The sequence below is a fragment of the Variovorax xiamenensis genome (assembly GCF_050916385.1).
GTDB lineage: Bacteria > Pseudomonadota > Gammaproteobacteria > Burkholderiales > Burkholderiaceae_C > Variovorax.
On record NZ_CP139038.1, the window covers coordinates 1,253,034 to 1,277,391 of the forward strand.

The following is a 24,358-nucleotide window of genomic DNA, read 5'->3' on the forward strand; positions in this document are numbered from 1 at the left end:
CGTGTTTCAGTTTTCGGTCAGCGCCTGCAAGGCCTGAACCTGCCGCGCCAGCAGCGGTCCCTTGCGATGCGCGGGCACCAGCAGCATGACCGTGTCTCCCAGCGCCTTCGGCCGCCCCCAGGGCGCGTGCAGCTTGCCTTGCGCGAGCAGCGGCGCGACGAGGCGCTCTCGGCCCATCAGCACGCCTTCGCCATCCAGTGCCGCCTGCAGCGCGAGGCTGTAGAGCGAGAAGTCCGGCCCCGCCGCGAGCGCTTCGGCTTCGGCCACCGTGGTGCCGGGCCGCACGGCCTGCAGCCAGCGCTGCCAGTCGTCGCGCCAGACGGTGTCGTGCAATCCGCCGCAGCGTTCGAGCAGTTCCGCCAGATCGTCGAGTGCGCGCGGGCGACCGGTGGGCAGGGTCTGGCGAAGGCGCGGGCTGCACACGGGCAGCAGCCGGTCGCGTACGAGCGGGATCGACTGCGCGCCTGCCGGAGCCTCGATGCGCTCGCCGGCCTGCGCATAGAAAAGGCCCAGATCGAAGGGCTCGCGACGGAAGTTCGGCGGCTGCTCCAGCGCAGTCACCGACACCTGCACGCCGGGCAGTTCCGCCTTCAGGCGCGAGAGCCGCGGGGACAGCCACAGCTGCGCCACTGCAGGCAGTGCGGCCACCTGCAGCGTGCTGCGTCGCGCGGCGGTCTGGGTCTCGTGGCGCAGCGCCTGCACGGCCAGGCCGAGCTGGTCGACGGCCGCGCTGAGGGCCGGCAGGGCACGCCGCCCGTGCGCGCTGAGGCGGATGCCCTGGCTGTGCCGCTCGAAGAGCGCCCCGCCGGCCCATGTCTCCAGCGCCTTGATCTGCTGCGCGACGGCGGCCGGCGTGACGAAGAGCTCCTCGGCCGCGCGCGCGAAGCTGCCGTGGCGGGCCGCCGCCTCGAAGGCGCGCACGGCGGTGTGCGGCGGGAGGCGGGGGCGCGGCGGTGCGAGCGGCATCGGGTGATCCTTCAGGCCAAGTTTTTCTATGGCCCGGGGCCAGATTATCCGGTTTGCCCGGCCGGTGGCGGCGCGCGACGATTCGTGCATCCGTCACTTCCAGCGAGATCCGCCGCATGCCCGCCGCCCTGCAACGCCGCCCCTGGGTTCCCGCCGCCAGCGAGGACCACGTGCTCTCCATCGCTTCCGATGCCTCCGCGCGCGATGCGGCAGGCGTTGCCGCCGAGATCGAACGCCTGGTGGCCGACAACCATCGCATCCACGACGTCGAGGGCCTGAACCTCAACCCCGCCACCAACGTGATGAACCCGGCCGCCGAGGCGCTGCTGTCGCGCGGGCTGGGCTCGCGCCCGTCGCTGGGCTATCCGGGCGACAAGTACGAGATGGGGCTGGAGGCCATCGAGCGCATCGAGGTGGTCGCCGCCGAACTGGCGGCCGAGGTGTTCGGCGCGAAGTTCGCCGAGGTGCGCGTGAGCTCCGGCGCGCTGTCGAATCTCTACGTGTTCATGGCGACCTGCAAGCCGGGCGACACCATCGTCGTGCCGCCTCCCAGCATCGGCGGCCACGTCACGCACCATGCGGCGGGCGCGGCGGGGCTCTATGGGCTGAAGCCGGTTTCCGCGCCGGTGGATGCCGACGGCTACACGGTCGACATCGTTGCGCTGGCGAAGCTGGTGCGCGAGGCGAAGCCGAAGCTCATCACCATCGGCGGCAGCCTGAACCTGTTCCCGCACCCGGTGCCCGAGATCCGCGAGATTGCCGACAGCGTGGGCGCGAAGCTGCTCTTCGACGCGGCTCATCTCTCGGGCATGGTGGCCGGCAAGGCCTGGCCGCAGCCGCTGGAGCAGGGCGCGCATGCGATCACCATGAGCACCTACAAGAGCCTGGGCGGGCCGGCCGGCGGGCTGATCGTGTCGAACGACGCGGCGCTGATGGAACGCATCGACGCCATCGCCTACCCCGGCCTCACGGCCAATTCGGATGCGGGCCGCACGGCCGCATTGGCCCGCGGGCTGCTCGACTGGAAGGTGCACGGCACCGCGTACGCAGCGGCGATGCGCGAGACGGCGCAGGCACTGGCTGCCGAGCTCGACGCACGGGGACTGCCCGTGTTCGCTAAGGCGCGCGGCTTCACGCAGTCGCACCAGTTCGCGCTGGAGGCCGCACGCTGGGGCGGTGGGCAGCGTGCCGCAAAGAAGCTCGCCCAGGGCGGCTTGCTGGCCTGCGGCATCGGCCTGCCGATCGCACCGGTGGAAGGCGACATCAACGGCCTGCGGCTCGGCGTGCCGGAGATCGTGCGGCTCGGCTTCACGCCCGCGGACATGCCTCAGCTTGCGGACTGGATCGCACGCGCGCTCGAGGGCGACGCGGCATCGGTGGCCGCCGAAGTGCGCGAGCGCCGCAAGCGCCTCGGCGAGCTGCGCTACATCGTGCGCTGAGAGTTCGCCTTCAGCGCGAACGCCCCTGCCGGTAGGTGCCGGCGGGAACGGCCGCGTTCGTCTTCGACAGCTCGGCCGCCTCGGCCAGCCGCGCCATCGAGCGTCCCACCTGCGCGTGCGTGATGGCGATGCCCAGCGCGTCCGCCGCGTCGGCGCCCGGCAGGCCCGGCAGGTCGAGCAGCCGCCGCACCATCTCCTGGACCTGCGCCTTGGCGGCCTGGCCGTGGCCGGCCACGGCCTTCTTCATCTGCAGCGCGGTGTACTCGGCCACCGAGAGGTTGTTGGTGACCAGCGCGGTCACGCAGGCGCCGCGTGCCTGTCCCAGCAGCAGCGTCGACTGCGGGTTGACGTTGACGAAGATGATTTCCACCGCCGACGCATCGGGCTGGTAGCGCGCGGTGATCTCCGCAATGCCGTCGAACAGCACCTTCAGTCGCGCCGGCAGGTTGCCGGTGCCCAGGTGCCGCGTGCTGATGGTGCCGCTGGCCACATAGCGCAGCGCATGGCCGTCCGCGTCGACCACGCCGAAGCCGGTGGTCTGCAAGCCGGGGTCGATGCCGAGAATGCGCATGAAAGGAAACGTAAAGGCCTAAGCCCGGGAAAAGAATGTCAAAAGAGTTGCGAAGAGAGGGCTGAAGCCGCCTGATCGTGGGCAGAATGCGCCCCGGTCCGTACAGTCCGCCCCGCCACGCGCGGGGCGCGCCATTCAAGGAAGCGAATGTGAATGTAGTCGAGTCCTCCGCGCAGCAGCAACTGGACGAGGTGCAAGCCTTGATCGCGCGCCTGCAGATGCACCCCGCCGAACGCGCGACCGCCAGTTTCCGCCGCATCGAGCTGCTCGACGACCTGGGCCGCCGCAAGGAAGCGCTGGCCGCGAGTGCCAGGCTGCTCGACGAGTTCGCGGCGAAGCCCGAGGTCGGCGTGGTTGTGCCCTGCTGCCAGACGCTTCGCCTGCTGGCCCACATGCTGCGCCAGATGCACCGCCCTGCCGACGCGCTCGCCACGCTCGACCGCCTGATCGCGGCGCACGGCCAGCGAGCCGAGCCCGAGATTCGCGAGCACATCGCCCACGCGCTCTACCAGCGCACATGGTGGATCGACGAGCCCGCCGCGCGCTGCGAAGCCTGCGACGCCATGAGCGAGCTGCTCGACAGCCAGCCCGATGCCGCCTTCGACACCTGGCGCGTGGAGGCGCGGCTGCTCAAGGCCGAGGTCGAGCATCACCGCGGCCTGCCGCAGGATGCGCTGGCCACGCTGGAAGATGTCATCGAACGCTTCGACGGCAGCACCGATCCCGGCGTGGTGCTGCGCGTGGCGCGTGCGCGCCTGGCCTCGGTGCTGAACCTGCGCGAGCTGGCGCAGCACGCCCAGGCGCAGGTGATGTGCCTCGCGGTCGCCGACCAGATCGAGGCCGGCCTCGCCCATGCCGCGCCCGAGCTGCGCATCGAAGGCGTGCGGGCGCTGACGCTCTTCTTCGATGGCTTCGGCATCGACGAGCACGCGAATCGCGCGGAGCTGGTCGGCTGGCTGCTCGACCGCTACGGCCACGACGCCTCGCCGCAGGTGCGGCGCATGGCGGTGCGGCGCGCCTACGACTGGTCGGTGGGCCTGCGCGAGTCGGAAGACGGCGAGGCCGCGCTGGCCGCCTGCGAACGGCTGCTCGCCACCTTCGGCGCCGACACCGATCCCGCGGTGCATCGCACCGTGACGAGCGCGCTGCTCAACAAGGGCTTCGTGCTGCTGGAGCGGCTCGGCCGCGCCGAGGAGGCGCTCGAGGTCTACCAGCAGCTCACCAGGCAATTGCAGGGTGCGCCCACGGCCGAGCTGCAGGACACGCTCGCCAAGGCCACTGCCGGCCGCCAGGCCTGCCTGAAGCGGCTGCGCAAGGCCGACGCCGAAGGCAACCTGCCGGAGCTTCCGGCAGAGGTGCGCGACGAGGTGCGAGACAAGGTCAAGCAGGGCCGCAAGCACGGCGATGCGGGCGAGTCGCGCGAGGCCATCGCGCTCTTCGACGAGGTGCTGGCCGCGCATGCCGCCTCGCCGCACCCGGAACTGCGCCGCCAGTGCGCGCGGGCGCTGGTCCACAAGGCTTTCTGCCTGGTCGCGCTCGAGCGCTTCGACGAGGTGGTCGCCGCCGCCGAAGCCATGGACGCGCGCTACGGCGCCGACCCCTCCACCGAGATGCAGGAAACCGTCGCGCTGTGCCTTCAGTACAAGAGCACCGCGCTCGATCGTCTCGGCCGGCACGACGACGAGATGCGCGTGCACGACGAGATCGTCGCGCGCTGGGGCAACTCGGAGCTGCCCGACCTGCGCGGGCGCGTGGTGGGCGCGCTGTTCCGCAAGGGCGCGACGCTTCGCCAGGCGCGCCAGCTCGAGGCTGCGGTGGCCTGCTACGACGAGGCCATCGCGCGCACCAGCAGCGCGCGGGAAGGCACGCTGCAGCTGTGGGCCGCCAAGTCGATGATCAACAAGGCCAAGGCGCTCGACAAGCTCGGCGACCAGGCTGGGCAGATCAAGGCCTATCGCACTCTCATCGCGCGCTTCGGCGAATCGGGCGATGCGGCGCTGCGCGAGCGTGTCGTCAACGCCTGCGAATGGCTCGCCGAAGCCGAAGGCCGCCAGGGCCGCGTGGACGCGCAGCGCGCGGCCCTCGAGGCCGCGCTGGGACGCTTCGGCACCGCGCTCTCGGCCGAGCAGCGCACGCGCCTCACGCGCGAACTACAGGCGCTGAAGGCCAAGGCGCTCGGCCGCAAGGCGAAGGAAGTCTTCGGCCGAGTGGTGCGGCGCAAGGCCTGAACCAGGTCTTTTCGGCGCTTGACGCCGAGCTGTCTCAGGGGTTCTTCCAGGAATACCGCGGAGCCGGCTTTGCCGGGCCGCTGGTATTGCCCCCTGCAAGGGGGTTGGCGAAGCGACACGAAGTGCGCGCAGCCTGGGGGTTTGCCAAATTCACGCGTTGAAGTACCAGCGGATGGAGTGGAAGAAGATGGGGGCGGCGAAGCACAGCGCATCGACCCGATCCAGCAGGCCGTTGGCACCCGTCACGCCCGCGTCCTTGCGGCCCCAGTTCGGAATGCCCCGGTCGCGCTTGAGCGCCTTCATCACCAGGTGCCCCATCGAGCCCGAGATGCACGCGATGACCGACACCGCGAGCGCCTGGCCGAACTTGAAGGGCGTGATGAACGAGAACAGCGCGCCCACCAGGCTCGCCACCGCGATGCCGATGGCCCAGCTGGTCCAGTTGAAGCTGCGGCTCACGTTGGGCGCGAAGGGCGCGCGCTGCATGCGCCGCGAGATCAGGTGCTGCACCAGCACCGAGGTCTGCACCACGAACACCAGGAAGAAGACGAGAAAGGCGCTCTTGCCCTCGTAGCCCGGGAAGCTCAGCAGCAGCAGTGCCGGCACGTGGCTCATGCCGTAGACGCAGACCATGATGCCCCACTGCAGCTTGGCGTTGCGCTCCAGGAACTGGCTCGGGTCGTTGGCCAGCGCGCTGGTCACCGGGATCGCGAGGAAGACGTACACCGGGATGAACACGGTGAACAGGTCGAAGCGCGCCGTGGCCACCAGCCAGAACTGGATCGGCAGCACCACGAAGAAGGCGAGGATCAGGCTGCGGTGGTCGCCGCGCCGCGTGGGCGAGAGCGTGATGAACTCGCGCAGCGCGAAGAAGGAGATCAGCGCGAACAGCACCGTGGCCACGGTCTCGCCGAGCGCCCAGCCGATCCAGAAGACCAGCACCATGAACCAGGTGGTGCCCAGCAGCTTGCGGAAGTGCGCCAGCTCGGCCTGCCAGGCGGCGTCGTGCACCGGGTTGCGCTTTTCCCTGAAGCTCAGGAAGAAGGCGGTGGCACTCACGATCGCGAGCACGCCGAAGATGATGAGAAAGAGCGCCGCGACCTGCTGGGTCGGGCTTAGGCTTCGCAGGAACTGGTTCATGTCGTCGTCAGACGTCGCGCAAGGCGATCACGGCGGCACGCGCCCGGTCGAGGAAGGGGCGGCGCTCCTCGCCTTCCTCCACGCGGACCGGCGCGCCGAAGGTGACGGAGCACAGGATGGGCACCGGCACGATCTCGCCCTTGGGCATGACGCGCTGCACGTTGTCGATCCATGCCGGCACCAGCACCACGTCGGGGAACATCGTGGCCAGCGTGTAGAGGCCCGACTTGAACTTCTGCGGCTCGCCGGTGTGGCCGCGCGTGCCTTCGGGGAAGATGATGATCGAGTCGCCACTGCGCAGGGCCTCGACCAGCGGGGCCAGTGGATCGACAGCGGGAGCGGCCGCTACGGGCGGGGCTTCGGGTTCTGCCGGTGGTGGCGGCGGCTCGGGTGCCGGAGGAGGCGGTGGAGCAGGGGGCTCCGGCAGGTCGAGCCGGCCTTGCGCGCCGGATACGACGGTTTCCAGGGGAGGCTCGGGCGGAGTCAGCGGCAGCAGCGGTTCCATCGAGGGCTCGATGCGCTCGGCCGGCGACGCAACCGGTGCACGCGCGGCGGGCGGCGGTGGTGGTGCTTCGGCCGCGACCGGTGCCGTCGGTACCGTTGCCGCTGCGCTTGCCGCAGCAGGCGTTGCCTGCCGCTCCACGTAAACCGCGTTGAACACTTCCGTCGTGATCCAGCGCTTGACCGGCGTGTTGGCCCAGTAGTCGCGCGCCGCGATGGGCCGCGTGATGCTGCGCAGTTCTTCCGGCAGCGCCGCCCAGATCATCACCAGGTCGGCGTGGCTCTGGTGGTTGGCGAAGTAGATGCGCTGCTCGGCCTTGGGCGGACAGCCGTACCAGCGCGCCTGCGCGCCCGTGAGCAAGCGGACGATTCCAAGAAGCAGCCAACCCGTGAGCTTTGCCAGCATATGGGCGCGATGATACGGGTCATGCGATGGCGTTTCGATCCTCTTTCTCTGGCGTGGGCCGCGGCCCTGTTTCTGATGTTGCTGCTGCTGGCCACCGTCGGCGCGCGCTGGGGCTGGCTGCGCAGCTTCTTCGGCGACGTGCTGGCCGTGGTCTGGGTGTACTTCGTCTTCAAGACGGTAGTCGCCGCTCGCGTGCTGCCGCTGGCATTGGCCGCTCTGGGCGTGGGCCTTGCGGTCGAACTGGGCCAGTACCTCGCGGCGACGTGGCACCTGCATATTCCGAACCGCGCGCTGCGCATCGTGCTCGGCAGCACGGCCGACTGGTGGGACGTGCTGGCCTACACCATCGGCTTCGCCGCCGTGCTGGCCATCGAGGGCCTGCGCGGTGCGGACGTCTTCAGGGCAGCTCGGCCGCGGGCATCCGCGCCATGACGGTCGAGGCGCGTCCGCTCAGATAGGGCGAGCCGGCGCGCCGCTCGAAGAACTTGGGGCTGGGCAGCATCACCGCGAGGCGCGCGGCCTCGTTGGCGCCCAGGCGCGAGGCCGGCTTGCGGAAGTAGTACTGCGACGCCGCCTCGGCGCCGAACACGCCTTCGCCCCACTCGACGTTGTTGAGGTAGATCTCGAGAATGCGCCGCTTGTCGAGCAGCACCTCGAGCAGCGTGGCCAGCACCAGCTCCTGCCCCTTGCGCAGCATGGTGCGCTCGCCCGACAGCAACAGGTTCTTCGCGAGCTGCTGCGTGATGGTCGAGCCGCCGCGCAGCTGCACGGGCTTGACCGGCCTGCCGCGTGCCGCCGCGCGCGCGGCGCGCTTGGCGGCCAGCTCTTCCGCCCTGGCGTTGCGCTGGCGCGCGCGCTCGATGGCTTCCCATTCCACGCCGTTGTGGTCGACGAAGCCGGAGTCCTCGCTCGCGATGACCGCCCGCTTGAGCGTGTCGTTGATCTGCGCGTAGGGCACCCACTCCTGCCGCCAGCCGCCGCCGCGGCCTTCGTGCACGGCGATCTGGAATGCCTCGGAGCGCTGGAACGCGGTGCTCTGCGGATCGATCACCGCCATGGCCGCGATGCGCGCCACGAAGAACAGCTGCAGTGCCACGCCCGCCACCGCGATGCAGGCGATGAGGCGCAGCACGGCCTTCATTTGAGTTCGGCGCGGACCTCGGCCAGCACCTGGGCCGAAGGAGGCCGCACACCGCGCCAGATCTCGAAGGACTCGGCCGCCTGCTCGACCAGCATGCCGAGCCCGTCGCGCGCCACGGCGCCGTGCGCCTCGGCCCAGGCCATGAAGCCGGCGGCGGCCGGGCCGTACATCATGTCGACCGCGAGCCCGCCTTCGCGCAGCACGCTGGCCTTCACCGGCACCGCGTCGCCCGCGAGGCTGGAGGCGGTGGCGTTGACCACCACCTCGAAGGCGCCCGGCACTTCGTCGAGCGCCCAGGCTTCGAGCGAGGCGCCGTGGCGCAGCGCGATGGCCGCGTGGCGGCGCACCAGCTCCACGGCCTTGTCCACGGTGCGATTCGCGACCACGACGCGCGACGCACCCGCGTCGAGCAGCGGCCCCAGCACGCCGGCAGCGGCGCCGCCCGCGCCGATCAGCAGCAGCGCCTTGCTCTGCAGCGGCACGCCCGCGTTGCGCACGATGTCGTTGACCAGGCCGATGCCGTCGGTGTTGTCCGCGTGGATGCCGCCGTCGGCCTCGAAGCGCAGCGTGTTCACCGCCTGCGCGAGCAGGGCGCGCTCGCTGGTGTGCTGCGCCAGCGCCGCGGCCTCGAACTTGAAGGGCACGGTGATGTTGCAGCCGCGCGCGACGTCGCCGCGTTCGGCGGCCTCGCTGCGGAAGGCCGCGATGCCTTCGGCGAACGCGCCGAGCGGGATCAGCCGCCGGCCGTATTCCATCTGCTGGCCGCAGAGCTCGGCGAAGCGCGCGTGGATGCGGGGCGAGCGGCTGTGCTCGACGGGATTGCCCATGACGCAGTACTGGTCCATGGTGTGTGCCTTCCTTCGTTGCGCCTGTTGCTGGCGGCTGGGCTGCTTCCGATTACTGCGAAGAGAGTTCGACCGACCCGTCGTGCGCGAAGCGGAAGTGCGGCCGGATCACGATCTGGTCCGCGTGCTCCTTGCGCATCGCGTCGGTGAAGGTGCCGAAGTTGCCGACGCTCGCAACGATGGCCTGGGCCCGCTTGTCGAGCACGGGCACGCCCGAGCTTTCGTCGATCACCGTCGAGAGCAGGCGACCGTCGAAATTGACGGTGATGGTCATGGTGAGTTCGCCGTAGAGCTTCTTGCCGGCGAGCGTCGGGAAGTTGGCCGTGCCCTGGGCTTCCACCCGGCGGCGCAGCGAATCGACGTAGGTGGCGAAGGCGGCCTCGCGCGTGAAGGGGCTGAGGAAGCGCTTCTTGGGACGCGCGTTCTCCTCGTTCACGCGGCGTTCGATCTCGGCCAGCAGGTTGATCATCTGGCGGCGCTTTTCTTCCTGCGCCTTGGCTTCGGCCGGATCGCCGGGGTTGCGCGGATCGGGTGCGGGCATCGCGGCCAGGTCGCGCTTGAGCTGGGTGAGCATCTGCATCTGCTCGGCCTGCATGGCGTCGACCTTGCGCTGCGCGTCCTCGAAGGAGTCGCCCACGGTGGTGAAGCTCGACGGCGGCAGCGGGCTGGTGGCGCGGCCCTTGTCGAGATCGCCGCCGCCCGCGAGCGAGGTCTGCGCGCGCAGCCGGGCGGCAGGGTCGGGCTTGTCGTTGGTCTTGGTGTTGACCAGGATCACCTCGAGTGGCGTGTCGCTGAAGACCTTGTTGAAGGATTCGGGATCGACGAAGCGCACCGTGAGCAGCGCGGCGTGCACAACGACCGACACGCCCAGTGCAATCTGCAGCGTGCTGAGGTCCTTGAAGTTCATTCTCTAGACTCCTCCAGGGGCCGCATCTCTCCGGACGATCCGCCGGGGTTCATGCAGGCGTGTTTTCTTCGGGTGCTGCCTCGCTGTCGCTCAGGTCGACGGCAATGGCGATCGGGCCCGCCACCACTTCTTCCTCGCCGTCGTCGCCTTCTTCTTCGGCGGATGCGCCGGCCTTCGGCGCGTCGAGGCGTTCGAGCACCGTGCCGCTCACGTCGAGGGCGATCTCGTCGATCTCGCCGAGCTTCACGCGCAGGCGCGCGCCGCGCTCCTGCTGCCCGGCCACGGGGAACACCAGCGGCAGCGTGTCGGCACGCACCAGCGCGCCGTTGGGCATGTCCTTGATGACGGTGGCCTCGAGTTCGGTGATGCCCTGCTGCTGCAGGTACTTCAGCGTCCAGAAGCGCTCCATGCCGCCCTGGTAGGAGTTGTACGCGGTGTAGGCCGCGTCGAAGCCCGAGAGGATCGAGAACAGGTCGGCGTCCTTCGGCTTGAAGGGCGCGGCCAGCGCGGCGGTCTTGCCGTGGCGCGCGGCGGCAATGATCTGCCACTGGTTCACCAGGTCGGTGTAGCGGCGCAGCGGCGAGGTGCTCCAGGCGTAGCTCTTCACGCCCAGGCCCGCGTGCGGCAGCGCGCGCGTGCCCATGCGCACCTTGATGCCGGGCGCGAGGCTGGCCTGGCTGCGGTAGAGGCCGGGCACGCCGAGCTCGCCGAGCCAGCCGCCCCAGCTGCTGTTGGCCAGGATCATCGCCTCGGACACGATCAGGTCGAGCGGCGCGCCGCGCTGGCGCGTGCTGATCTGCACCTGCTCGCCGCCGGTGGGCTCGGCGCCGTCGTTGCCGACGAGGCGGAAGTTGTAGTCGGGCCGGTTGAAGTTCTCGGGCTTGCCGCGCACCACCTCGCGCTGGGCCTTCAGCTGCTTCGCGAGGCGGAACAGGAAAGACAGCGGCGCGCGCATGCGGGTCGCGGCCTCGGGAGTGCCGTCAGCCTGGAACGAGGCGTCTTCGAGCCACTGCTGCGTGACGACGGTGTCGAGCTGGTCGTGGCGCAGGTTGGCGACGATGGGCACGCGTTCGAGCTTCGTCTCGGTGGCCTGCAGTTCCAGCGTGGCCTCGTCGAAGCGCGCGTAGAGCGACACGGCCGGGCGGTCGCCGCCTTCGAGCAGCGTGTAGGTGTCGACCACCTCGTCGGGCAGCATCGTGATCTTGTAGCCCGGCATGTAGACCGTGGACATGCGCGCGCGCGCCACGTTGTCGATCGGGCTGCCCGGCGTCAGTGCCAGCGCCGGCGCGGCGATGTGGATGCCGACCGTGACGGTGCCCGTGCCGAGGCCCTGCACGGAGAGCGCGTCGTCGATTTCGGTGGTCTGCGAATCGTCGATGGAGAAGGCCTGCACGCCCTCGGCCAGCGGCAGGTCGTCGGCGATGGCCTGCGCCGCAAGCGCGGGGAAGCCGGTGCCCTTGGGGAAGTTCTCGAACAGGAAGCGCCGCCAGTGGAACTGGTAGGGCGAGTCGATGGCGCCGGCGCGCTCCAGCAGGTCGAGCGGCGGACGCTGCGTGGCGCGCGCGGCCTCGACCACGGCCTTGTATTCGGGGGCGTTCTTGTCGGGGCGAAAGAGGATCTTGTAGAGCTGCTCGCGCACCGGCGCGGGGCACACGCCCTCGGCCAGCTGAGCGGCCCATTCGGCGATCTGCGCCTGGATGGCCTTCTTCTTCTCGATGGCGGCCAGCGCCTGCTGGACGATCTCGGCCGGTGCCTTCTTGAAGCGGCCCTTGCCGGCGCGGCGGAAGTAGTGCGGTGCCTCGAACAGCGCGAACAGGGCAGCGGCCTGCTGGGCGAGCGAGGGCTTCTCGCTGAAATACTCGGCGGCCAGCTCGGCAAAGCCGAATTCGCCCTCGGGCGCGAATTCCCAGGCGAGGTCGAGATCCATGGCGGCGGCGAGCGAGCGCCCCTCGGCGATCAGGTCGGCGGGCGACGGTTTCTCGAAACGCAGGACGATATTGGCGCCCTTGACCTTGACGCGCTTGCCGGTGTCGAGCTCGACCTGCGCCGATGCTTCGGCCTCCGACAGCACGCGGCCGCCGAGGTACTTGCCGGCTTCTTCAAACAATACAAACATGGCCCGGATTGTCCCATGCTGAACCCGCCGGAATTCCGGGGGCAGGCGCTGCGGACGAGCGCGGGGAGCCTAGATCGGGTTGATGAAGGCCATCACGTCGTCGAGATGGGCCTTTTCGAAGTCCGACAGCGCGTGGTCGCCGCCCTCGAGCAGCTTGATGTTGCTGTCGGGGTAGCGCGCCGACATCTCGTGCCAGTCGAGCGCCTCGTCGCCCTTGGCGATGATGGCGAACACGCGCTCGGGCCGCGTGAGCGGGCCGACTTCCATCGCGCGGAGCTCGTGGATGTACTCGGGGCGGAAGTAGAAGTGCTCGGCCGGGTCGTGCCAGGCGGTCTGGTCGCCGATGTAGAGCATGAGGTCGCGCGCGGGGTGCACGGCCGGGTTGAGCAGCACCGCGCGGCAGCGCGTCATGCCGGCCACGTAGGTGGCGTAGTAGCCGCCGAGGGACGAGCCCACTACCGCCATCGACTTGCGTGGCCAGTGCGCGATGCCCTTCATCACCATGTCGATGGCGTCGTGCGGCGACGGCGGCAGCTGCGGGCACCACCACTGGAGGTTCGGGTGCCGCCGCGCGACGCGGTCCGCGACGACCCGGGCTTTGGTCGAACGAGGCGAGGAGCGGAAACCGTGCAGGTAGAGCAGGTGAGTGGTTTGCGGATCCATGCGAGGAAAAGAAGGGAGGTGCGGCGGCCGCACCTCGCTTGCCGTGACCAGGTAATTCTGCATGAGGTCTGTTCTCGCGAGGCCGCTTCCAACATACAAAAAACCCGGCTGTACGGGTTCTTCGGTAAAGCCATAGCTTACTGAGCCCCGGATCGCGCCGGCGTCGCGCACGCCCTCGTGCGGGGCATGCCATGCATCTGGAATTCGAAAGTATTCAGGCTGTGGCCGCCGCAGCTTGAATGACCTACATTCCGGCTACTTCATCTGCGCAGGAAGGTGCGAATGTTCCCGGCAAAAAAGCGGCGAGAGTTTCATGCAGCCCCTTTGTCGGGCATATCCCATGAACGAGGGATGCGCGAGCGGATTCCCGGTACGTGCCGAGGCTTATGCTCTGCCCATGAACTTTGAGGCTCAGGACGACGCGACGCTACGCCGCTGGGGCGTGCTCGTGGTCGAGGACGACAGCCGCGCGCGCGCCTTTTTCGAGGCGAGCGTGCAGCGCAGCCCGCGCCTTTTCTGGCTCGGCAGCGCAGGCACGGTGCAGGAAGCGCTGGGCTGGCTCTCGCGCACCACCACCATTCCCGACGTGCTTCTGGTCGACCTGGGCATGCCCGACGGCACCGGGCTCGACGTGATCCGCGACGCCGTGTCGCGCTTTCCGGGCTGCGAGCCGCTGGTGGTGTCCGTCTTCGGCGATGAGGAAAACGTTCTCGCCAGCATCGAGGCCGGCGCCGTGGGCTACATCCACAAGGACGCCGCGCCCGAGGACATCGCGCAGACCATCGTCGAGATGAAGGCCGGCGCCTCGCCGATCTCGCCCATGATCGCGCGGCGCGTGCTCGCCAAGTACCGCAGCCTGCAGACGGCGGCGCCCTCCGGCACGACGCCGGGCTCGGCGCCCGAGGCCGCCGCCGAGGAGGCCGACCGCGGCCTGCTCTCGGCGCGCGAGCACGAGGTGCTGACGCTGATCGCGCGCGGCTTCTCCTATGCGGAGATCGCCAGGCTCAAGGGCCTGAGCGTGCACACGGTGCAGACCCACATCAAGAATCTCTACGGAAAGCTCGCGGTGCATTCCAAGAGCGAGGCGGTCTTCGAGGCGACGCGTCTCGGCCTGCTGTCTCATCCGGGCTGAGCGCAGATGCGACCGAACTGGGTGTCGCTGGTGATGCCATGGCTGGCGATGCTCCTGATGGGCCTCGCCGGCCTTTCCGGCGCTTCCGTCGCGGCCGCTTCCGAGGCGCCGATCGAGCTGCGCCAGGGCACCGTGACCACCACCGTCGATGGCGTCACTCGCACGGAGCCGGTCGAGCTTTCCTATCACTGGGACCGGCAGTTCAACGGGCGCCCGGGCACCGCCAGCTTCGAACTGCCGTTCACGCTCGAGGCCGAGCCCGAGACGCCGTGGGGCATCTTCATTCCGCGCGCGGGCAACGTCTTCGAGGTGCAGCTCAACGACGCGCTGCTGCAGACCTATGGCGACATGAAGCGCGGCAATGACGCCGACTACGCCAAGGCGCCCATCTACGTGCCCGTGCCCGGCAAGCTGCTGCGCAAGGGCGATAACCTGCTGCAGATCCGCCTGCACGCCGACACCGCCCGCCTCGCGGGGCTGTCGCAGGTGGTCGTCGGGCCGGCCGCGACCGTGCGCAACGAGCTCTTCGAGAGCGCCAACGCATGGCGCTTCACCGGCTCGGTGCTGCTGATGGCCTTCAGCCTGATCGTGGGCGGCATCGCGCTGGCGCTGTGGCTCACGCAGCTCGACGTCGATGCAAACGGCATGCCGCGGCGCGTGGCCATCTATTTCTGGGCCGCGCTGGCGGAGTTCTTCTGGGCGGTACGCATGGCCGACGGGCTGGTCGCCGAGCCGCCGCTGTCCTGGGGGCCGTGGGGCGTGCTGATGGCGGGCTGCTATGCCGGTTGGGCGGCTGCTTCCATGATGTTCGTCTACCACCTCGCGGGCTGGGCCAACGAGCGCGCCCACCGCTGGGTGCGCTGGCCGGTGGCCGGCGTCGTGGTCGGCACGGTGCTGTTCAGCGCGCTCTCGCTGCAGCGGGATGAGCCGGCCTGGTTCACCGCCTGGCTCGCCGTGGAGCTTGTGTTCGTCGCCGCCTTCGTCGGCGCCTTTGCCCTGGCCACGTTGCGCAGCCCGAACGACGACCGGCTGCTGATGGCCGGCGCGGCGCTGGTCACGGTGGCCCTCGCCGCGCGCGACTGGCTGGTGATCCGCCTGAGCGACGCCTACGGCGAAACCACCTGGGTGCGCTATTCGTCGGTGTTCTTCGGCGCGGTGCTGCTGCTGATCGTGCTGCGGCGCTTCCGCACGGCTGCCCTGCAGGCGCGCGGCTCGGTCGCCGCCCTGGCCGAGCGGGTGGCGCAGCGCGAGCGCGAGCTGGCGGCCACCTATGCCGAGCTCGAGGCCGCGGCCCAGGTGCAGGCGCGCACCCATGAGCGCGAGCGCATCCTGCGCGAGATGCACGACGGCGTCGGCTCGCACATCAGCTCGGCGATCCGCCAGCTGCAGTCGGGCCAGAGCAGCTCGGGCGACCTGCTGCGCACGCTGCGCGACTCGCTGGACCAGCTCAAGCTGCAGATCGATTCCATCCACCTGCCGCCCGGCGACGTGGGTGCGCTGCTCGCGGCGGCGCGCTACCGGCTGGAGCCCCGGCTGGCGTCCTCGGGCATCGAGTTCGAATGGGCGGTGGACGAGGTGGAGCCGGTGGCGGGGCTGGACGCGCACGGCATGCGGCAGCTGCAGTTCCTGCTGTTCGAGTCGATCTCCAACGTGCTGCGGCACGCCCAGGCCACCGTGCTGCGCTTCGAGGCCGGCATGCAGGGCAAGACGGTGCAGCTGCGCGTGATCGACAACGGCAAGGGCTTCGACACGACCAAGCTCATGCCGCGCTCGCTGGCGGAACGCTCCGGAGCCATCGGGGCCCGGCTTACGGTCGAAAGCCGACCCGGGCGCACGGTCGTTCAGCTCGAATTCGACTGAAGGGGCCGGCGGGGCTGGGATAATCCGCCCTCATGTCCGCCGTTTTCAACCAGCCCTCCCTGGCGCGTCGAATTGCGCCCATCTTCCAGGGCTTCGACGGCTTTCTGGCCTTCGCCGTGATGCTGCTCGCCTTTGCCGGGCTGCTCACCATGTATTCATCGGGCTACGACCACGGAACCCGTTTCGTCGACCACGGCCGCAACATGCTGCTGGCCGGCTTCATCATGTTCGTGGTGGCGCAGGTGCCGCCGCAGCGGCTGATGCTGGCGGCCGTGCCGCTCTACACGATGGGCGTGGCGCTGCTGATGGCGGTGGCGCTGTTCGGCATCACCAAGAAGGGGGCCCAGCGCTGGATCAACGTGGGCGTGGTCATCCAGCCCAGCGAAATCCTGAAGATCGCCATGCCGCTGATGCTGGCTTGGTGGTTCCAGCGGCGCGAAGGCCAGCTGCGGCCGCTCGACTTCGTGGTGGCGACGATGCTGCTGGCGGTGCCGGTGGGGCTCATCATGAAGCAGCCCGACCTGGGCACCTCGCTGCTGGTGCTGGCGGCGGGGCTGTCGGTGATCTTCTTCGCCGGGCTGCCCTGGAAGCTGATCGTGCCGCCGGTGGTGATCGGCGCGGTGGCCATCACGCTCATCGTGAGCTTCGAGTCGCGGCTGTGCACCGACGGCGTCGACTGGCGCGTGCTGCACGACTACCAGAAGCAGCGCGTGTGCACGCTGCTCGACCCGAGCAAGGACCCTCTGGGCAAGGGCTTCCACATCATCCAGGGGATGATCGCCATCGGCTCCGGCGGCGTGGGTGGCAAGGGCTTCATGCAGGGCACGCAGACCCACCTCGAATTCATTCCCGAGCGCACCACCGACTTCATCTTCGCCGCCTATTCCGAGGAATTCGGGCTCATGGGCAACCTGGCGCTGATCTCGGCCTTCATCCTGCTGATCTTCCGGGGGCTGGTCATCGCGGCCAACGCCGGAACGCTGTTCTCGCGCCTGCTGGCGGGGGCGGTGACGATGATCTTCTTCACCTACGCCTTCGTGAACATGGGCATGGTCAGCGGCATCCTGCCGGTGGTGGGCGTGCCGCTGCCGTTCATCAGCTACGGCGGCACCGCGATGGTGACGCTGGGGCTGGGGCTGGGCATCCTGATGTCGATCGCCCGGGCGAGAAAGCTGGCGCAGAACTAGCGCCGGAGTGTCCTTCGGGGCAGCGCGGAAGAGGGTGGCTGCCTAGAATGGCGTTCATGATCTCTCGCGAACCCACCATCGAGCGCCTCGCCACGGCGCAACAGCTCCTTCTCACGCCGTTCGGCCTCGACGAATCGCACCTGAGCAAGGCTCTGGCCGAGATCACCGCGCACCGGGTGGACGACGCCGACCTGTACTTCCAGTACACCCGCAGCGAGGGCTGGAGCCTCGAAGAGGGCATCGTCAAGACCGGCAGCTTCAGCATCGACCAGGGCGTCGGCGTGCGCGCGGTCAGCGGTGAAAAAACCGCCTTCGCCTATTCCGACGACATTTCCGAGGCCTCGCTCCTCGACGCGGCGCGCACCGTCCGCTCCATCTCCTCCGCCGGCCGCGCCGGTAAGGTGAAGACGGCGGCCCGCAAGATCGCCTCCAGCCGCTCGCTCTACCAGGGCATCGACCCGATCGCCACGCTCGACAGCACCGCCAAGGTGAAGCTGCTCGAGAAGGTCGAGAAGCTCGCCCGCTCGCGCGATCCGCGCGTGGCGCAGGTGATGGCGGGGCTGGCCAGCGAATACGACGTGGTGCTGGTGGCCCGCGCCGACGGCACCCTGGCCGCCGACGTGCGGCCGCTGGTGCGCCTGTCGGTCACCGTGATCGCCGAGCAGAACGGCCGCCGCGAGATCGGCTCCGGCGGTGGCGGCGGGCGCTTCGGCCTGGCGTATTTCTCCGACGAGCAGATCGCCGAGTACGTCGACCATGCCGTGAAGGCGGCCCTGACCAACCTCGACGCCCGCCCGGCCCCGGCCGGCGAAATGACCGTGGTGCTCGGCTCCGGCTGGCCCGGCATCCTGCTGCACGAAGCCATCGGCCACGGGCTGGAGGGCGACTTCAACCGCAAGGGTTCGAGCGCCTTCTCCGGCCGCATCGGCCAGCGCGTGGCGGCCAAGGGCGTGACCGTGCTCGACGACGGCACCATCGCCGACCGCCGCGGCTCGCTCAACGTCGACGACGAGGGCAACGCCAGCCAGCGCAACGTGCTGATCGAGGACGGCATCCTCAAGGGCTACATCCAGGACGCGCTCAACGCCCGCCTGATGAAGGTCAAGCCCACCGGCAACGGCCGCCGCGAAAGCTACGCCCACGTGCCGATGCCGCGCATGACCAACACCTACATGCTCGGCGGCGACAAGGAGCCCGACGAAATCGTCGCCAGCATCAAGAAGGGCCTGTACGCCACCAACTTCGGCGGCGGGCAGGTCGACATCACCAGCGGCAAGTTCGTGTTCTCGGCCAGCGAGGCCTACTGGGTCGAGAACGGCAAGATCCAGTACCCGGTGAAGGGCGCGACCATCGTGGGCAACGGCCCCGACGCGCTCACCCGCGTGACCATGATCGGCAACGACATGGCGCTCGACTCGGGCGTGGGCACCTGCGGCAAGGAAGGGCAGAGCGTGCCGGTCGGCGTCGGCCAGCCTACCCTGCGCATCGACGGCCTGACTGTAGGTGGAACGGCTTAGGACTTTCGGCACTTGCCGGCTGTTTCCTTCGGTTGCTAAGCTGCGCTCCTTTTTTGCGAACGACGAATCAAGGAGCATTTCGATGGGGAACAGGATCAACTCGCCCGCCGTGCTGTGGGCTGTGACCGCCGTGTTGGCGCTGGCTACCGCCGGTTGCGCATCGCGCGGCAGTTCGGGCAGCCAGCCTGAGGCAGCGCCTGCGGCGGCCGCTCCGGCAGCTCCCGCGCGTGGCGGTGCCAAGGCAGGCATGGATGCTCAGGGCAACGTGGTGGATTCGTCCAAGGTCGAGGCCGGCAGCGGCCGCACCGTCAAGGGCCTGAACGGCTACGAAGGCGAGATCACCGGCAACCCGGCGCGCAACAGCAAGTTCGCGCGCCTGCAGATCGGCATGAGCGCCCGGCAGGTCACCGACCTCGCCGGCCAGCCCACCGATCAGGGCGCATATGTAACCGGCAAGGCCTTCATTCCCTTCTATTTCGGCAGCGACCGCCACCGTTTCGAGATGACCTACAAGGGCCAGGGCCGCCTGATCTTCGCGGGCGGCGGCATGGGGGATTTCTCCTCCGGCAACCTGATCTGGATCATTCACAACGCCAACGAATCAGGCTACCGGTAAACAACAGCGAGCCCGGTCCCTTGACCGGGTTTTGCTTTTCCGTGCTACATTGCCAACCCATGTCCGCTCTCCGCGCTTACTTTTTTGCCTACTTTTGGTTCCCGGTTTCCGGCGGACGAGAGGCGAGCGCGTAAAAAGCACATACGAATACCCTCCCAAAACCGCCGGTGGCCTCAAGCCCCGGCGGTTTTTTCTTGGCCCCTCGATTCCCACTCCAGCACACAGAAGGAACAAGCACCATGAGCACGAACCTCCCCCCCACCAGCGACAGCTGGTATGCGCGCGTCGAAAAAACCAGCAAGACCGACGACGAACGCATCAAGGACATCAACGTGCTCCCCCCTCCCGAACACCTCATCCGCTTCTTCCCTATCCGCGGCACCGCGGTCGAGACGCTGATCGAGGACACCCGCCAGCGCATCCACAACATCATGGCCGGCAAGGACGACCGGCTGCTGGTGATCATGGGCCCGTGCTCCATCCATGACCCGGCCGCCGCGCTCGAGTACGCCCGCCGCCTCAAGATCGAGCGCGAGAAGTACGCCGGCACGCTGGAGATCGTGATGCGCGTGTACTTCGAGAAGCCGCGCACCACGGTCGGCTGGAAGGGGCTGATCAACGATCCATACCTGGACGAGAGCTTCCGCATCGACGAAGGCCTGCGCATCGCGCGCCAGCTGCTGATCGACATCAACCGCCTGGGCCTGCCGGCGGGCAGCGAGTTCCTCGACGTGATCTCGCCGCAGTACATCGGCGACCTGATCTCCTGGGGCGCCATCGGCGCGCGAACCACCGAAAGCCAGGTGCACCGCGAACTCGCCTCGGGCCTGTCGGCACCCATCGGCTTCAAGAACGGCACGGACGGCAACATCCGCATCGCCACCGATGCCATCCAGGCTGCGGCGCGCGGTCATCACTTCCTCTCGGTGCACAAGAACGGCCAGGTTGCGATCGTGCAGACCAACGGCAACCGCGACTGCCACGTGATCCTGCGCGGCGGCAAGGCGCCCAACTACGACGCCGCCAGCGTCGAGGCTGCGTGCAAGGACCTCGAGGCGGCCAAGCTGCCGCCCACGCTGATGGTCGACTGCAGCCACGCCAACAGCTCCAAGCAGCACCAGAAGCAGATCGACGTGGCGAAGGACATCGCCGGGCAGATCGCTGACGGCTCGAAGCGCGTCTTCGGCGTGATGGTCGAAAGCCACCTGCTGCCGGGCGCCCAGAAGTTCACGCCGGGCAAGGACCAGCTCTCGGGCCTCGAATACGGCAAGAGCATCACCGACGCCTGCCTGGGCTGGGACGATTCGGTGCAGGTGCTGGACACGCTCTCGCAAGCGGTCAAGCGTCGCCGGGGCTGAAAGAGGCTAGAGCAAGCCGGCCAGGTCGGGCCAGTGGTGCCGCATCGACGCAGCCTCGTCGCTGTCGGGCGGCACCATCGAGAAATCGGCGAAGTCGAAGCCCGGCCCGACCATGCAGGCGACCAGCGTGTAGTCGCCCGAACTGTGCGCCTGGATCGGCCGCGCCGCCTGCCACTGGCCGGCAGGCACCACGTGCTGGGGACGCGTGCCGTGCGCGTCGACCGGGCCCAGCCTCACATGAGCCGGAGCCGTGCGCATCGCGGCATCGCAGGTCCACAGCGCGAGCGGCACGCCTTCCAGATGCACCCAGACCTCGTCGGAGAGCACCCGGTGCCAGCGCGAATGCTGATTTGCCTCGAGCAGGAAGTAGATGCTGGTTAGGGCGCTGCGCGGCTCGCGGCCATCGGCAGGCGTGACGCTCGAGATCGAGCGGAACACCTCGCCGTACCAGCCGCCCTCGGGATGAGGCTGCAGCTTCAGGGTTTCGATCAGTTCGCGTGCACGTGCAAGGGGCGCCATGGCGGTCATGATGCCGCCGCCGTTCGCAGCGCCGCAAGCAGTTTGTCGTGCACGCCGCCGAAGCCGCCGTTGCTCATGCAGACGATGTGATCGCCCGGCCGCGCTGCGGCAACGACCTGCTGCACCAGCGGCTCGATGGCCCCGGCGACCTGCGCGCGCTCGCCCATCGGCGCGAGCGCGGCGGCGGCATCCCAGTCGAGTCCGGCCGTGTGGCAGAACGACAGGTCCGCCGATTCGAGGCTCCAGGGCAGCTGTGCCGCCATCACGCCCAGCTTCATCGTGTTGCTGCGCGGTTCGAATGCCGCGAGGATGCGCTCACTTTTGCGGCCAGCGTCGTCCAGCTTCTTGCGCAGGCCGTCGAGCGTGGTGCGGATGGCGGTGGGGTGGTGGGCGAAGTCGTCATAGACCGTGATCGCGCCGCCGTCGCGCTCGACCGTGCCGCGCAGCTCCATGCGCCGGCGCACGTTGCGGAAGCTGCCGAGAGCCCGGGCTGCATCGGCCGGCGCCACGCCCACGTGCTCGGCCGCGGCGATGGCGGCGAGCGCGTTCATCTGGTTGTGCAGGCCGGAAAGCTCCCATTCGACACGGCCGACCGCCTCGCCGCGCAGCAGCACGTCGAAGGCATCGTGCGTGCCGCGCGCCTGCCATTCGCCGCCCGTGCCGAAGCGTGCGAGTTCGCTCCAGCATCCCTGGGCCAGAACGCGCTGCAGGCTTTCCTCGGTGGCGTTCACCACCAGGCGCCCGGTGCCGGGCACGGTGCGAACGAGGTGATGGAACTGGCGCTCGATGGCGGCCAGGTCGTCGAAGATGTCCGCGTGATCGAACTCGAGGTTGTTCAGCACGGCGGTGCGCGGCCGGTAGTGAACGAACTTGCTGCGCTTGTCGAAGAAGGCCGTGTCGTATTCGTCGGCCTCGATCACGAATGCGGGGCCGTCGCCCAGCCGGGCCGAGACGCCGAAGTCCAGCGGCACGCCGCCCACGAGGAAGCCGGGGGCCTTGCCGCCTTTTTCCAGGATCCAGGCGAGCATCGAGGTGGTCGTCGTCTTGCCATGCGTGCCAGCCACGGCGAGCACGTGGCGGCCCAGCAGCACGTGCTCGGCCAGCCACTGCGGGCCGCTGGTGTAGGGCTTGCCGGCGTCGAGGATGGCTTCCATCAGCGGGAACTTGGGGCTTCCGTCGGCCAGCCGCGCGCGGGAAACAACGTTGCCGACAACGAACATGTCGGGCGCCAGGGAGAGCTGGTCGGCGCCGAAGCCCTCGATCAGGTCGATGCCGAGGGCGCGCAGCTGGTCGCTCATCGGGGGGTACACGCCGGCGTCGCAGCCTGTGACCCGGTGGCCGGCTTCGCGCGCCAAGGCGGCCACTCCGCCCATGAAAGTGCCGCAGATACCCAGGATATGAATGTGCATCGGTCGATTCTAGGTAAGCGGTGTGCGGCGCCTTCGGCAGGCTGGCGCGTTTGTCCCGCGCTCCGTACTGATGTTCATGTGAGGGGCGCCTACTGCGGGCAAAATGCCCCGATGGACACGTCCAAGCGTGAAATTGCAGCCACCGCAGCCCGCCTCGTTGTCGAGGAGGGGCTCGAATATGGGCCGGCCAAGCGGCGGGCCCTGCGCGACCTGGGGCTTTCCGCGCGCACGGCGCTGCCGAACAACGACGAGGTCGAAGCCGAGGTGCGCGAGTACATCGAGCTTTTCTGCGCCGACACCCAGCCGCAGGAATTGCATGCATTGCGCCTGCTGGCGCTCGAATGGATGGAGCGGATGGCCGCCTTCCGCCCCCATGTGGGCGGTGCCGTCTGGCATGGAACGGCCACACGGCTGTCAGACATTTACATTCAGTTGTTCTGCGATGATCCCAAATCGGCCGAGATAGCCCTGATCGACCACCATGTGGACTACGAACCGCGCATGGTGACCGGCTTTCATGGCGAGCAGGTCGAGGCCCTGAGCGTGCATGCGCCGAGCCGCGCGCTCGGCGAGGAAATCGGCGTGCATCTGCTGGTGTACGACCTCGACGACCTGCGCGGAGCCCTGAAGCCCGATGCGCAGGGGCGCACCCCGCGCGGCGACCTGCCCGCATTGCGCCGACTGATTGAACGAGAAAAGGACAAGTGAATGACTTCTTCGCCTACCCGACGCGGCATGCTCTATGCCGGCGTGGCGGCAGCGGCTGCGGCCGCCGGGCTCGGCGGTGCCTGGTGGAAGGAGCGCGGCAGCGCGGGCGCTGCGGGCGGAGGGGAGACGCTCGACGCGGCCTTCTGGGGCCAGAGCTTCGAGCGTCCGGAAGGCGGTGACCTCGTCCTGTCGAGCCTGCGCGGCAAGCCGCTGCTGCTCAACTTCTGGGCAACCTGGTGCCCGCCCTGCGTCGAGGAAATGCCGATGATCGACGCCTTTTTCCGTCAAAACAGCTCGAACGGATGGCAAGTGGTCGGATTGGCCATCGATCAGCCGAGTGCCGTGCGCAAGTTCCTGCAGCGCACGCCGGTCACCTACCCGACCGGCCTGGCTGGTCTCCAGGGCACGGAACTGGTCAAGAACCTGGGCAACACGGGCGGCGGGCTGCCCTTCACGCTGGTCCTGAACGCGAACGGCTCCGTGGCCGCCCGTAAAATGGGCAAGCTCGAAACGACCGACCTGGACACTTGGCGGCGTGAACTGGTTCATGGTTAGAATCAGTTGCTTACGCTGGCGTTAGACGCCGAACGCCGAAAATCACCGATTTTCGAACAAGTTATATCCTGAAGACCGGCACAGCCGGCACTGGAGTCCCATGGATCTGCGCAAACTCAAGACACTGATCGATCTGGTGTCCGAATCGAATATTTCCGAACTGGAAATCACGGAAACCGAAGGTAAGGTTCGCATCGTCAAGGGCGGCGGCGCCGCGCCGGTGCAGTATGTGCAAACCCTGGCAGCGCCTCAGGCCGCTGCCGTCGCGCCTGCCGCGGCCGTCAATGCTCCGGCGGCTCCCGCCGCAGCCGGTGCCCCGGCGGCGGAAGCCGTTGCATCGGGCCACGCGGTGAAATCGCCGATGGTCGGCACCTTCTACCGTTCGTCGAGCCCGGGTGCCCCGGCGTTCGTCGAGGTCGGCAGCAAGGTCAACGAGGGCGACACCCTCTGCATCATCGAGGCGATGAAGATCCTCAACGAAATCGAGGCCGACAAGTCCGGCACCATCACCCAGATCCTCGGCGAAAACGGCCAGGCGGTCGAATACGGACAGCCGCTGTTCATCATCGAGTAA

23 protein-coding genes are annotated in these 24,358 nt (G+C 68.8%); 12 read left to right on the forward strand and 11 right to left on the reverse strand.

Translation table 11 applies throughout. The annotated features are described in order from the left end of the window. Nucleotides 1–6: 6 nt before the first annotated feature. Nucleotides 7–966 carry a LysR family transcriptional regulator gene (locus SFB74_RS05420; protein WP_432729741.1) on the reverse strand — a complete coding sequence of 320 codons (960 nt, stop codon included), beginning with the start codon at nucleotides 964–966 and terminating at the stop codon, nucleotides 7–9. Nucleotides 967–1,082: 116 nt separating this feature from the next. Between SFB74_RS05420 and glyA the strand changes: the two genes are divergently transcribed. Then, a complete protein-coding gene (glyA, locus tag SFB74_RS05425; protein WP_432729742.1) occupies nucleotides 1,083–2,405 on the forward strand; it encodes a serine hydroxymethyltransferase in 1,323 nt (440 codons plus the stop codon). 10 nt (nucleotides 2,406–2,415) lie between these two features. Here the strand turns inward: glyA and ruvC are convergent, their stop codons facing one another. Further along, nucleotides 2,416–2,976 carry a crossover junction endodeoxyribonuclease RuvC gene (gene ruvC / locus SFB74_RS05430; RefSeq protein ID WP_432729743.1) on the reverse strand — a complete coding sequence of 187 codons (561 nt, stop codon included), beginning with the start codon at nucleotides 2,974–2,976 and terminating at the stop codon, nucleotides 2,416–2,418. A gap of 149 nt (nucleotides 2,977–3,125) precedes the next feature. Here ruvC and SFB74_RS05435 point away from each other — a divergent pair, with 149 nt between their 5' ends. Next, nucleotides 3,126–5,204: a tetratricopeptide repeat protein gene (locus SFB74_RS05435; RefSeq protein ID WP_432729744.1), complete on the forward strand. Its 2,079-nt coding sequence runs from the start codon at nucleotides 3,126–3,128 to the stop codon at nucleotides 5,202–5,204. Nucleotides 5,205–5,354: 150 nt separating this feature from the next. On the opposite strand, the gene SFB74_RS05440 is transcribed toward SFB74_RS05435, so the two are convergent. Then, nucleotides 5,355–6,344 carry a phosphatidate cytidylyltransferase gene (locus SFB74_RS05440; protein ID WP_432729745.1) on the reverse strand — a complete coding sequence of 330 codons (990 nt, stop codon included), beginning with the start codon at nucleotides 6,342–6,344 and terminating at the stop codon, nucleotides 5,355–5,357. 7 nt (nucleotides 6,345–6,351) lie between these two features. Then, nucleotides 6,352–7,251 (reverse strand): lysophospholipid acyltransferase family protein, encoded by a 900-nt coding sequence (locus tag SFB74_RS05445; RefSeq protein ID WP_432729746.1) that lies wholly within the window; start codon nucleotides 7,249–7,251, stop codon nucleotides 6,352–6,354. Between the two features lie 9 nt (nucleotides 7,252–7,260). Between SFB74_RS05445 and SFB74_RS05450 the strand changes: the two genes are divergently transcribed. Beyond that, a complete protein-coding gene (locus tag SFB74_RS05450; protein ID WP_432729747.1) occupies nucleotides 7,261–7,683 on the forward strand; it encodes a DUF2809 domain-containing protein in 423 nt (140 codons plus the stop codon). Here SFB74_RS05450 and SFB74_RS05455 read toward each other — a convergent pair. From SFB74_RS05455 to SFB74_RS05475, 5 genes are all read right to left on the reverse strand, one after another. Next, a complete protein-coding gene (locus tag SFB74_RS05455) occupies nucleotides 7,649–8,392 on the reverse strand; it encodes a transglycosylase domain-containing protein (protein WP_432729748.1) in 744 nt (247 codons plus the stop codon). The genes SFB74_RS05450 and SFB74_RS05455 overlap by 35 nt on opposite strands. Continuing rightward, nucleotides 8,389–9,237: a shikimate dehydrogenase gene (gene aroE / locus SFB74_RS05460; RefSeq protein WP_432729749.1), complete on the reverse strand. Its 849-nt coding sequence runs from the start codon at nucleotides 9,235–9,237 to the stop codon at nucleotides 8,389–8,391. Before aroE ends, SFB74_RS05455 begins: the two co-directional genes overlap by 4 nt. A 52-nt stretch (nucleotides 9,238–9,289) precedes the next feature. Next, nucleotides 9,290–10,144, reverse strand: coding sequence for an energy transducer TonB (locus SFB74_RS05465; protein ID WP_432729750.1), 855 nt, complete (start codon nucleotides 10,142–10,144; stop codon nucleotides 9,290–9,292). 49 nt (nucleotides 10,145–10,193) lie between these two features. Then, entirely contained in the window at nucleotides 10,194–12,260 is a 2,067-nt protein-coding gene (locus tag SFB74_RS05470; protein WP_432729751.1) for a ribonuclease catalytic domain-containing protein, read from the reverse strand. Between the two features lie 69 nt (nucleotides 12,261–12,329). Continuing rightward, nucleotides 12,330–12,923, reverse strand: coding sequence for a YqiA/YcfP family alpha/beta fold hydrolase (locus SFB74_RS05475; protein ID WP_432729752.1), 594 nt, complete (start codon nucleotides 12,921–12,923; stop codon nucleotides 12,330–12,332). Between the two features lie 397 nt (nucleotides 12,924–13,320). Between SFB74_RS05475 and SFB74_RS05480 the strand changes: the two genes are divergently transcribed. The 6 genes from SFB74_RS05480 to SFB74_RS05505 all read left to right on the forward strand — a co-directional run bounded on the left by SFB74_RS05480 (nucleotide 13,321) and on the right by SFB74_RS05505 (nucleotide 20,593). Then, nucleotides 13,321–14,055, forward strand: a complete 735-nt coding sequence (locus tag SFB74_RS05480) for a response regulator (protein ID WP_432729753.1) — start codon at nucleotides 13,321–13,323, stop codon at nucleotides 14,053–14,055. Between the two features lie 6 nt (nucleotides 14,056–14,061). Next, nucleotides 14,062–15,915: a sensor histidine kinase gene (locus SFB74_RS05485; RefSeq protein ID WP_432729754.1), complete on the forward strand. Its 1,854-nt coding sequence runs from the start codon at nucleotides 14,062–14,064 to the stop codon at nucleotides 15,913–15,915. A gap of 32 nt (nucleotides 15,916–15,947) precedes the next feature. Beyond that, entirely contained in the window at nucleotides 15,948–17,102 is a 1,155-nt protein-coding gene (gene rodA, locus SFB74_RS05490; RefSeq protein WP_432729755.1) for a rod shape-determining protein RodA, read from the forward strand. A gap of 56 nt (nucleotides 17,103–17,158) precedes the next feature. Beyond that, nucleotides 17,159–18,619, forward strand: coding sequence for a metalloprotease TldD (gene tldD / locus SFB74_RS05495; protein ID WP_432729756.1), 1,461 nt, complete (start codon nucleotides 17,159–17,161; stop codon nucleotides 18,617–18,619). An 82-nt stretch (nucleotides 18,620–18,701) separates the two neighbouring features. After that, on the forward strand, nucleotides 18,702–19,235 hold the full coding sequence (locus SFB74_RS05500; RefSeq protein ID WP_432729757.1) for a hypothetical protein: 534 nt from the start codon (nucleotides 18,702–18,704) through the stop codon (nucleotides 19,233–19,235). Nucleotides 19,236–19,474: 239 nt separating this feature from the next. Next, nucleotides 19,475–20,593, forward strand: coding sequence for a 3-deoxy-7-phosphoheptulonate synthase (locus tag SFB74_RS05505; protein WP_432729758.1), 1,119 nt, complete (start codon nucleotides 19,475–19,477; stop codon nucleotides 20,591–20,593). Nucleotides 20,594–20,599: 6 nt separating this feature from the next. Here the strand turns inward: SFB74_RS05505 and SFB74_RS05510 are convergent, their stop codons facing one another. Beyond that, a complete protein-coding gene (locus SFB74_RS05510) occupies nucleotides 20,600–21,121 on the reverse strand; it encodes a cupin domain-containing protein (protein WP_432729759.1) in 522 nt (173 codons plus the stop codon). Beyond that, nucleotides 21,118–22,521 (reverse strand): UDP-N-acetylmuramate:L-alanyl-gamma-D-glutamyl-meso-diaminopimelate ligase, encoded by a 1,404-nt coding sequence (gene mpl / locus SFB74_RS05515; protein ID WP_432729760.1) that lies wholly within the window; start codon nucleotides 22,519–22,521, stop codon nucleotides 21,118–21,120. Before mpl ends, SFB74_RS05510 begins: the two co-directional genes overlap by 4 nt. 111 nt (nucleotides 22,522–22,632) lie before the next feature. Here mpl and SFB74_RS05520 point away from each other — a divergent pair, with 111 nt between their 5' ends. The 3 genes from SFB74_RS05520 to accB all read left to right on the forward strand — a co-directional run bounded on the left by SFB74_RS05520 (nucleotide 22,633) and on the right by accB (nucleotide 24,358). Next, nucleotides 22,633–23,229, forward strand: a complete 597-nt coding sequence (locus SFB74_RS05520; protein ID WP_432729761.1) for a hypothetical protein — start codon at nucleotides 22,633–22,635, stop codon at nucleotides 23,227–23,229. Beyond that, the gene (locus SFB74_RS05525; protein ID WP_432729762.1) at nucleotides 23,230–23,784 is read left to right on the forward strand and encodes a TlpA family protein disulfide reductase; all 555 of its coding nucleotides are present in this window, start codon (nucleotides 23,230–23,232) and stop codon (nucleotides 23,782–23,784) included. It abuts the gene before it with no gap. 100 nt (nucleotides 23,785–23,884) lie between these two features. Next, nucleotides 23,885–24,358, forward strand: coding sequence for an acetyl-CoA carboxylase biotin carboxyl carrier protein (gene accB, locus SFB74_RS05530; protein WP_432729763.1), 474 nt, complete (start codon nucleotides 23,885–23,887; stop codon nucleotides 24,356–24,358).